The sequence below is a fragment of the Sutterella sp. genome (assembly GCF_052272535.1).
In the GTDB taxonomy this organism is placed as follows: domain Bacteria; phylum Pseudomonadota; class Gammaproteobacteria; order Burkholderiales; family Burkholderiaceae_F; genus Sutterella.
Genome location: NZ_DAVZJY010000084.1, coordinates 1 through 9,156, shown reverse-complemented (window position 1 = coordinate 9,156; position 9,156 = coordinate 1). Strand labels below are relative to the sequence as shown.

The following is a 9,156-nucleotide window of genomic DNA, read 5'->3' as shown; positions in this document are numbered from 1 at the left end:
TTCCTCCTTTGCCGGACCGCCGTTTTTTTTCGCGCCGCCGCCCGGGGCGATAATGAAGCGTTGAATCCTCCACGCCCGCCGGCGGCCCATCCGGCCGCGCGGCGCATGCCTGTTTCTCTTCGAGAGGCTCCTCGATGACGCTCCTCACGGCGCTCTGCCGGTCCGCTCCGCCCGTCTCCCAAAGAGCCGCCCTCCTTGCGGCGGGATTCTGCGTCGCGGCGCTCCTCGCGGGCTGCAGCGTCGTGCACGTGAACGGCTCCTGGACCACGCCCGACGACAAGCTCTGCCTTTTGGGTCCGAACCAGCGCGACCCGCAGCTCCACGCGCTCCTCAAGAGGCTTCTGCGCGCGAAGCGCTTCGAGGTGATGGACCTTCCGGCCGGCGCGAAGCCCGCCGCCTGCCGGCAGACGCTCGTCTACCGTTGGGGGGTGGAGCAGTACTACGTGCCGGCGGTCGTGAAGCAGTACCCGGCCGCCTTCGACTTCTATTTGGACGGCGAGAAGATCGCCAACGCGAGCTTTGATCCGACGCGCAACCTCATCTCCCCGCACGTGAAGTTCGTGCGCAGTTCGCGCTACTGGGCGCGGGCGCTGGACCGCCTCTTCCCGGGGCGCCCGCAGATCGGCGACTGAGGCGCCCCTCGAAAAACGACGAAGGGCTCCGTCCCAGCGTGGAAGGAGCCCTTCGATGCGCTCAAGAGCGTCGCGCCCCGCGTCGCTTGGGGCGGCGCGGAACGCGGCGGCGTCCGGAAGGGTTAGGCAAGACCCGTGATGCGGCCGTCCTTGACGTCGATCCCCATCGCGGCGGGCTTCTTCGGAAGACCCGGCATGCGCATGATCGAACCGGACATGGCGACCACGAACCCGGAGCCGGCGTTGAGGATGAAGCGCTCGACGGGGAGCGTGAAGCCCTTCGGGGCGCCGAGGGCCTTCGGGTCGGCCGTGAGCGAGAACGGGGTCTTCGCGACGCAGACGGGGAGCGTGCCGAAGCCGAGCTCCTCGATGCGCTTGAGGTCCTTCACCGCCGCCGGGGCGAGCTTCACGCCCGCACCGCCGTAGCACTGCGTGACGATCGCCTCGAGCTTCTCGACGATCGGGGCGTCTTCGGCGTAGGTGTTGACGAGGGGCTTGGGGGCGCTCGCGGCGTCGACCACCGCTTGGGCGAGCTCAAGCGCGCCTTCGCCGCCCTTGGCGAAGCCGTCGCAGACCGCGAAGCGCACGCCGAGCGCAGCGCAGCGCGTGCGGATCACTTCGATCTCCTCGTCGGTGTCCGTGTGGAAGTGGTTGAGGGAGACCACGATGTTCGGCCCGAAGTGCTTGAGGTTCGCGATGTGGGCGTCGAGGTTGACGAGGCCCTTCACGACCGCCTCGACGTTCGGGGCGCCGATTTCGGGAAGCGGCACACCGCCGTGCCACTTGAGGGCGCGCGTCGACGTGACGATCACCACCGCCGCTGGGGCGAGGCCCGCCGCACGGCACTTGATGTTGAAGAACTTCTCGGCGCCGAGGTCGGAGCCGAAGCCCGCTTCCGTGACGGCGTAGTCGGCGAGCTTGAGCGCCGCGCGGGTGGCCGCGACCGAGTTGCAGCCGTGGGCGATGTTGGCGAAGGGCCCGCCGTGCACGAAGGCGACGTTGCCTTCGAGGGACTGCACGAGGTTCGGCTTGAAGGCCTCGAGAAGGAGCGCGAGGAGCGCGCCGGTGGCGCCGAGTTCACCGCAGGTGTAGGCCGTGCCGTCGGGACGGAGCCCGAGGACGATGCGGTCGATGCGGGCGCGCAGGTCCTCCATGTCGTTTGCGAGGCAGAGCACCGCCATCAGTTCGCTCGCCGCGGTGATGTCGAAGCCCGTTTCGGTCGGAATGCCGTTCGCGGGGCCGCCGAGGCCCGTGATGACGTTGCGCAGCATGCGGTCGTTCACGTCGAGGACGCGCCGCCAGTAGATCTCCTTCAGGACCACCTGACCCTGATGGCGGGCGTTGTCGAGGAGCGCCGCGAGGAGGTTGTTCGCGGCCGTGATGGCATGGAGGTCGCCCGTGAAGTGCAGATTGATCGCCTCCATCGGAAGCACCTGGCTGTAGCCGCCGCCCGCGGCGCCGCCCTTCATGCCGAAGACCGGGCCAAGGGAGGGTTCGCGCAGCGCAAGGGCCGCGGACTTCCCGAGGCGCTTCAGGCCCTGGGCGAGCGCGATCGAGGTCGTGGTCTTCCCGGAGCCCGCGGGCATGCCGGAGGTGGCGGTGACGAGGATGAGACGGCCCTTTTCAGTGCGGGCCGGGTCAAGCGAGACCTTCGCCTTGTCGCGGCCGTAGGGCTCGAATTCGGCGTCGGTGAGGCCCGCGCAATGGGCGAGCTCGTCGATCGGAATGAGCTTGTGCTCCTGGGCGATTTCGATGTCGGACTTCATTGATGAAAGCTCCAAAAAAGTCGAAAGGGAAATGGTGAAAGAGGAATTCAGTGCCTGAGCGGGAGCGTCCCGAGCGGCCCCAAAAAGCGCAAAACGCCGCGGTCTCGTCAAACGGGAACGGCGGCGTTCATGCGTCGAGAAAGGGCCTGCATCAGGGGATCGGGCCTGTGGAGGACGATCAGAGCGGATCGCCCGAAAGCAGAAGCAGGCGCGCGATTTCCGCGGCGTTGTGCAGCTCGAGCTTGCGGTAGGCGCTGCCGCGGTGGACCTGGACGGTCTTCTCGGAGATGCCGAATTCGGCGGCGACCTCCTTGTTGGAGTAGCCCTGCGCGACCATGCGGATCACTTCGCGCTCGCGCTGCGTGAGCTGCTCGAGGCGGCTCTTGAAGTCCGCCACTTCGGCCTGGTCGCGGCGCTGCGCCTTGTTGCGGGCGACGGCCGCCTCGATCGTGTCGATCAGGCGCGACTCCTTTGGCGGCTTCTCGATGAAGTCGAAGGCGCCGTTCTTCACCGCGTTCACGGCCATGTCGATGTCGCCGTGGCCCGAGACGAAGACGATCGGCAGATCGCAGCCGATGTCCTTGAGCTTGTTCTGCAGTTCGAGCCCCGACATCGACGGCATGCGCACGTCGAGCAGAATGCAGCCCGGACGACGGAAGTCGGCCGAGGCGAGGAAGGTGCCCGCATCGCTGTATTCGGCGCACTCGTAGTTTTCGCCGGAGAGAAGGAACGACCACGACGAGCGCACGGCGCTGTCGTCGTCGATGATGCGGATGAGGGGCTTGGTGATTTTGCTGTCCATTCGTTGCCTCAGAGGTTCGGCGCGCCGCCCGCGGGGTGACGGGACGGTCGGCCGGAAGCCGCCGGGTGCGCGGGGTGAAGTGCACGTGGCGCCGGAAGTGAACGCTATTGTAGCGGCGCGGCGCCGAGCACGACGGGTCCGCGGCCGTGCAGGTTCGTGCGGCCTTCTTTATTCTCTCAGCTTTGAGCCGGCTCGATGCCGTCTGTGCGGCCTGAGGAAGGTTCCGGGCGCGGCCGGCTGAGGAACATGTGCTTTCGGGAGACACCAGGATGACCGAAGAAGAAGATTTTCTCGAAGCGCCCGCGTCGAGCGAGCGGCCGATGCGCCGCAAGGACCGCGAGCTCTCGCTCACCGACGCGCTGCGCGTCGTGCGCGCCGCCGACTACGCAGTGCTCTCCACGACGGACTCTGCGGGCGTTCCTTACGGCGCCCCGGTGAGCCCGGTCCTCACCGAGGACGGCGCGCACCTCTACTTTCACACGACCCGCGAGAAGAGCCGCAAGGCCGACAACATGCTCGACAATCCGCAGGTTTCGCTCTGCTTCGTCGCGCACGAAGAGACCGCGGCGGCGGAGTACTCGGTCGACTACGCGAGCGCCGTGGTGGCGGGCCGCGCGGCGCTCGTCCTCGACGAAGACGAGCGGCGGCGCGCAGCCGCCCTCATCTGCGCGCGCTACGTGGGCGACGAGAGGAAGGTGCAGTCCGAGAGCTACTTCGAGCGGGCCGGGCGCGCCGTGACGATCTGGCGCGTGGACGTCGAGCGCGTCTCAGGGAAGTCGCGCGGCTGGGCGAAGATCTCTCCCGCGCTCGGCTGACCTCTGCGGGTTATAGTTTCCGCTCCCGCGCGGTCCTCCCGCCGGCCTTCAGGCCGGCCGGGTGGGCCCGCGCTCTTCCGGAAGCGAAAGAACTCGAGAAAAATGATGAAGAAGGTCCTTGCCGCCCTGATCACGTCCGCCGCCGGCCTCATGCTCGCCGGCTGCGCCGCAGCGCCCGCCGGTCCCGTGGACGAGTCGGCCGACTTCGCGCCCGTCTCCTACGATTCGGTCTGCCTCTTGGAAAACGACGCCGTGAAGAGTCCCAAGCTCGTCGACGCCGTCGAGTCCGGGCTCAAGAAGGCCGGACTCGAGGTGAAGCGCCTCAAGGCCGGCACCGGCCCCTACGCCTGTCCCTTCGTCCTCACCTACGACGTCCCGTCGGGCGACGGACTCGTGAGCGTGATCCGCTTCCAGACCTTCGAGCACGGCATCCCGCGCGTGGACGCCTCGGGCCGGGCCCCGACCGGGCGCGCCCTCACGGTGGGCGCGGTCGAGGCGTACGCCAAGGAGCTGATCGGCCGCCTCAAGGCGCGCGCCGGGCGCACGCCTTCCGCCTCCGGCCCGCAGGCTTCGTCCCCCGCCGCGGCGCAGACCTTCCGCTCGACGCCCGAGTGGCGCGCGAAGCAGGCCCAATAAGCTCCGGCATCCGTCCCCCGGCCGCGCGCCTTCTGCGCGCCCGACCTCGTTCCCGGCCGCTACAATCCCGCCCGTACAGTGCGCTGGAGGTATCGGTTGCGGCGGCGGGCTCCCCTGATGGAGCCTTGCCGCCCTCTGGTTGAGAAAGACTCCCATCACCGGATCACGTTCAGACGTGCGGCGGGAAGCGCCTCAGTCCTCCCTCATCACCCCACGCTTTCGGGCCCGCCATGAAGGCCGCCCCGTGGAGGTGCATCGGGGGGAGGACCTCTCCACAATTCCAAGCGCACAGCCGACTTCTTTTCGAGGAGACCCTGCTGTGAGCACCTCACACACCGCCATTCCGCCCGTCGTCACGGAGCGCCCTCAGGACGCCGCCGACCACGGGCTTGACCTCTTCGCCGGGCGTCTGCCCGGCCGCCGCGTCTACGGCGCGTCCGCCCACGGCGAACCCGTGCCCTTCCGCTCGGTTGCGCTCGACCCTACGCCCGCGGGCTTCGGGGGCGGCGCGCAGCCGCACATTCATCTCGCCGACGTGACCGGGCCCTTCGGCGAAGGGTCGGGCGAAGGGCTGCCGCGCCGCCGCGCGCGGCCCGAACCCGGCGCGCCCACGCAGCTCGCCCTTGCCCGCGCCGGGGTCGTGACGCCCGAAATGTCCTTCGTCGCCGAGCGCGAGAACCTGATGCGCGCCGCGTTGGTCGAAGAGCTCCGCACGCTTGGGAACCCGAAGGCCGAGGCCCTCTACGCCCGGGTCGCGGCCGCCCCTCTCTGGACGCCGGAGGACGTGCGCCGGCTCGTCGCCGCGCGCGAGGCGGTGATTCCGCTCAACTTCCGTCACCCGGAGGCCGAGCCCATGGCGATCGGGCGGGCGTTCGCCACCAAGGTGAACGCCAACATCGGCACTTCGGTCGCGAGCGAGGACTGGCGCGAGGAGATCGGCAAGCTCCGCGAGGCGCTCTACTGCGGCGCGGACACCGTGATGGACCTCTCGACCGGGCGCGACATCACTGCGACCCGCGAGGCGCTGCTGCGCCGCTCGCCCGTGCCGCTCGGCACCGTTCCTGTCTATGAGGCGCTCGAGCGCGCCGGGCGTCCGGAAAAGCTCTCCTGGAAGCTCTTCCGCGACGTGATGGTCGAGCAGGCCGAGCAGGGCGTGGACTACATGACGATCCACGCCGGGGTTCTGAAGGGCCACGTGGCCCTCACGCGGTCGCGCCTCACCGGCATCGTCTCGCGCGGGGGCGGCCTGATGGCCGTCTGGATGCACGCCTCGGGGCGCGAGAGCTTCCTCTACGAGCACTACGACGAGATCCTCGAGATTGCGCGCCGGTACGACGTGACGCTCTCCCTGGGCGACGGGCTGCGCTCCGGGTCCACCCACGACGGGTGCGACGCGGCGCAGCTCGCGGAACTGAAGACCCTGGGCGAACTCAACCGCCGCGCCGGCGCCGCCGACGTGCAGGTGATGATCGAGGGCCCCGGGCACATCATCCTGCCCGACGTGCGCCGCAACCAGGAGCTCGAGGACGACTGGTGCGACCGGGCGCCCTTCTATACGCTAGGGCCCCTCGTCACCGACATGGGGGCGGGATACGACCACGTCACGGCCGCGATCGGCGGCGCGCTGATCGGCGCGGCCGGCACCGCGATGCTCTGCTACGTCACCCCGAAGGAGCACCTGGGGCTTCCCGACGCCGACGACGTGAGGGAGGGGATGGCGGCCTTCCGCATCGCCGCCCACGCGGCGGACCTCGCCCGCGGGGTGCCCGGCGCCAATCTACGCGACCTCGCGATGAGCGCGGCGCGCTTTGAGTTCCGTTGGAACGACCAGTTCCGGCTCGCCGTGGACCCGGCGCACGCCGCGGCCCTGCACGACGAGACGCTCTCGGGGTCGGGGGCGCGCGAGGCGCACTTCTGCTCGATGTGCGGGCCGGCCTTCTGCCCGATGAAGCTCGCGCGCGATTTGTTCGACTGAAGGGGCGGACGGGGCGCCTCCGGGGCCCTAGCCGCAGGGCGGTGGAGCAACGTCGGAAAGCCCTACGGGAAGGCGCTCTTCCGGCGCCGACTCTTGAGGTATTACTCGGCCTCCCTCGCGCCCTCGGGCGTAGACTTCCCCGAACGGCGCCCCGCGGGGGCGCACACAAAAGACCGCAGACCGGGGAGACGCGCTTGGGGGCCGCTTGAGGAGCGCCCGACAAAACCGCTCCTCCCGCGGAGATCCTCTCTCCGTGCAGACCGGCTGCAGTCGCTTAAAAGAAGACGCCGCTCGCGTACGGGCCGTCCACAACAACCCCGCGTTCCGGAAAGCGCTAGCGCGCCGCCGTCAGAGGAACACAAGATCCATTCCAGGCGGCGCATTCACCCGGGCTCCCGGCCACCCTTTCCGTCACCACAAGAAGGATTCCCATCATGAAGTTCACCAAACTCTTCGGCGCACTCGCCCTTTCCGCCGGCCTCGCCTTCGGCCTCTGCGCCTGCGGCGACAAGACCGCCCCCGCCCCGAAGGCGGACGCTCCCAAGGCCGTCACGCTCTCGATCGGCGTCTCGCCCGTGCCGCACGCCGACATCATCAATTTCGTCAAGCCCACCCTGGAGAAGGAAGGCGTCAACGTCAAGGTGATCGAGTTCAACGACTACGTGCAGCCCAACCTCGCGCTCGACAGCAAGGAGCTCGACGCGAACTTCTTCCAGCACAAGCCCTATCTCGACACGTTCGCAAAGGAGCACAAGCTCAACCTCGCCGTCCTCTGCGCCGTCCACCTCGAACCGATGGGCGTCTACTCGAAGAGCGTGAAGGCGATCGGCGACGTGCCCGAAGGCGCCAAGGTCGGCATCCCGAACGACCCGACGAACGGCGGCCGCGCGCTCAAGGTCCTCGAGTCCGCGGGCCTCATCAAGGTCGATCCCGCGGCGGGCATCCTCGCCACGAAGCGCGACGTCGTCGAGAACCCCAAGAAGCTCGACTTCGTCGAAGTTGAGGCCGCGCAGCTGCCGCGCGCGCTCGACGACGTGGCCGTCGCCGTCATCAACTCCAACTTCGCGCTCTCGGCGAACCTCAATCCCGTGAAGGACGCCATCGCGATCGAGGCGAAGGATTCGCCCTACGCCAACATCGTCGTGGTCCGCGCGGGCGACGAGAACCGCCCTGAACTGCAGAAGCTCAAGGCCGCGCTCCTCACGCCCGACGTGAAGAAGTTCCTCGAGGAGAAGTACAAGGGCGCCGTCGTTCCGGCCTTCTGATCTGAAGGAACGACCCATCCTCTGCCGGGAGGGGCTTGCGAGCCGCTTCCGGCTCACAAACACAGAACCGGTGGTTCTCTCGCGAGATCCGCCGGTTTTCGTTTGCGCCCGAAGGAGGCAGCCCAAATGCAGAACGGCCGCGCCTTCTCGAAGAAGAAGGTGCGGCCGCGGATGCGTTCGGGAGCGTCCGTCAGAAGGTCACGGTGTCGGGATGGAGCCCCGAGAAGGCCGTCTGCGGGAGGCTCGAGAGTTCGTCGCGCTCTTCGTCCGTGAGCGAGAAGCCGAAGACGTCGAGGTTTTCCTTCTGGTGGTGAAAGTCGGTCGCCTTCGGAATCGGGGCGATGCCGAGCTCGATGCACCAGCGCAGCGCCGCCTGCGCGGGCGAGACGCCGTGGTTGGCGGCGATGCGCTCGAGCACGGGGTGCTTGAGGAGTGTGCCGCGGCCGAGCGGGCTCCAGGCCTGCACGCGGATGCCGCGGTCCATGCAGAAGCGCACGGCGCCGCGCTGCGGGTAGCCCGGGTGGATTTCAAGCTGGTTCACCATCGGGCGGACCTTCGCGCGCGCGAGGAGCGGAACGAGGTGGTGCGGGAGGAAGTTCGAGACGCCGATCGCGCGCACGGCGCCCGCCTTGTAGATCTTCTCGAAGGCGCGCCAGGTGCCGGCGTTCTGCGCCTGCCAGACCATGGGCTCGCCCTGGGCGGCCGGCCAGTGGATGAGGAGCAGGTCGAGGTAGTCCACCTGCATCTGCTCGCGGATCATCTCGTAGGCGTCCTCGGCGGATTCAAACGAGCGGTGCGAGGCCCAGATCTTGCTCGTGAGGAAGAATTCCGAGCGCGGAATGCCCGACTCGCGGATCACGTCGCCGATCAGCGCGGCGTTGTTGTAGATCTGCGCCGTGTCGAAGTGGCGGTACCCCAGCTGGATCGCCGTCTGGATCGTGCTCTGGAAGTGCTCGTTGATCGGGATCTGCCAGGTGCCGAAGCCGATGGTCGGCATTTCGACGCCGTTGGCGAGCACGACGGTTTCCTTCAGGGGTTCGGTCATGGTGGATTCTTCTTTTTCTGTGCGCGGAGTGTGGATCAGGAGGGCGGCGGTTCCCGGCGCAGCGGGAGCCCGATTGAAGACGCCGTCCGGCGGACGGGGCGGCGTTCGGTTTCTGTGTGCATCCTACAGGATGAAGGGGCAAAGCCCTTTGACATAAGCGAAGGTAGGGAGAAATTTCGCTGCCTAAAGCTCATTAGCCCACTGGACAAAAAGGGGGCGC

Annotated in this window: 8 protein-coding genes; 5 read left to right on the top strand and 3 right to left on the bottom strand. The window is 68.3% G+C overall.

What is annotated here, in order from left to right; genetic code table 11:
- The first annotated feature begins 134 nt into the window (after window positions 1–134).
- Window positions 135–632, top strand: coding sequence for a hypothetical protein (locus ACT6Y9_RS05770; RefSeq protein WP_443743828.1), 498 nt, complete (start codon window positions 135–137; stop codon window positions 630–632).
- Between the two features lie 122 nt (window positions 633–754).
- Here ACT6Y9_RS05770 and ACT6Y9_RS05765 read toward each other — a convergent pair whose 3' ends face one another.
- Both ACT6Y9_RS05765 and ACT6Y9_RS05760 read right to left on the bottom strand, forming a co-directional pair.
- Window positions 755–2,398 (bottom strand): formate--tetrahydrofolate ligase, encoded by a 1,644-nt coding sequence (locus tag ACT6Y9_RS05765; protein WP_443743827.1) that lies wholly within the window; start codon window positions 2,396–2,398, stop codon window positions 755–757.
- A gap of 178 nt (window positions 2,399–2,576) precedes the next feature.
- A complete protein-coding gene (locus ACT6Y9_RS05760) occupies window positions 2,577–3,200 on the bottom strand; it encodes a response regulator transcription factor (protein WP_295477348.1) in 624 nt (207 codons plus the stop codon).
- Window positions 3,201–3,469: 269 nt separating this feature from the next.
- Between ACT6Y9_RS05760 and ACT6Y9_RS05755 the strand changes: the two genes are divergently transcribed.
- The 4 genes from ACT6Y9_RS05755 to ACT6Y9_RS05740 all read left to right on the top strand — a co-directional run bounded on the left by ACT6Y9_RS05755 (window position 3,470) and on the right by ACT6Y9_RS05740 (window position 7,891).
- The gene (locus tag ACT6Y9_RS05755; protein WP_443743826.1) at window positions 3,470–4,015 is read left to right on the top strand and encodes a pyridoxamine 5'-phosphate oxidase family protein; all 546 of its coding nucleotides are present in this window, start codon (window positions 3,470–3,472) and stop codon (window positions 4,013–4,015) included.
- A gap of 102 nt (window positions 4,016–4,117) precedes the next feature.
- On the top strand, window positions 4,118–4,651 hold the full coding sequence (locus tag ACT6Y9_RS05750) for a hypothetical protein (protein WP_443743825.1): 534 nt from the start codon (window positions 4,118–4,120) through the stop codon (window positions 4,649–4,651).
- 319 nt (window positions 4,652–4,970) lie between these two features.
- Window positions 4,971–6,626, top strand: coding sequence for a phosphomethylpyrimidine synthase ThiC (thiC, locus tag ACT6Y9_RS05745; RefSeq protein ID WP_443743824.1), 1,656 nt, complete (start codon window positions 4,971–4,973; stop codon window positions 6,624–6,626).
- A gap of 434 nt (window positions 6,627–7,060) precedes the next feature.
- Window positions 7,061–7,891, top strand: a complete 831-nt coding sequence (locus ACT6Y9_RS05740; RefSeq protein WP_295477356.1) for a MetQ/NlpA family ABC transporter substrate-binding protein — start codon at window positions 7,061–7,063, stop codon at window positions 7,889–7,891.
- Between the two features lie 190 nt (window positions 7,892–8,081).
- On the opposite strand, the gene ACT6Y9_RS05735 is transcribed toward ACT6Y9_RS05740, so the two are convergent.
- The gene (locus ACT6Y9_RS05735; protein WP_295477358.1) at window positions 8,082–8,936 is read right to left on the bottom strand and encodes an aldo/keto reductase; all 855 of its coding nucleotides are present in this window, start codon (window positions 8,934–8,936) and stop codon (window positions 8,082–8,084) included.
- Between the last annotated feature and the right edge of the window lie 220 nt (window positions 8,937–9,156).

Bases quoted from the DNA above. Each gene is read 5' to 3' on its own strand.
- ACT6Y9_RS05770 (WP_443743828.1), top strand. From the start codon at position 135: ATGACGCTCCTCACGGCGCTCTGCCGGTCCGCTCCGCCCGTCTCCCAA.
- ACT6Y9_RS05765 (WP_443743827.1), bottom strand. From the start codon at position 2,398: ATGAAGTCCGACATCGAAATCGCCCAGGAGCACAAGCTCATTCCGATC.
- ACT6Y9_RS05760 (WP_295477348.1), bottom strand. From the start codon at position 3,200: ATGGACAGCAAAATCACCAAGCCCCTCATCCGCATCATCGACGACGAC.
- ACT6Y9_RS05755 (WP_443743826.1), top strand. From the start codon at position 3,470: ATGACCGAAGAAGAAGATTTTCTCGAAGCGCCCGCGTCGAGCGAGCGG.
- ACT6Y9_RS05750 (WP_443743825.1), top strand. From the start codon at position 4,118: ATGATGAAGAAGGTCCTTGCCGCCCTGATCACGTCCGCCGCCGGCCTC.
- ACT6Y9_RS05740 (WP_295477356.1), top strand. From the start codon at position 7,061: ATGAAGTTCACCAAACTCTTCGGCGCACTCGCCCTTTCCGCCGGCCTC.
- ACT6Y9_RS05735 (WP_295477358.1), bottom strand. From the start codon at position 8,936: ATGACCGAACCCCTGAAGGAAACCGTCGTGCTCGCCAACGGCGTCGAA.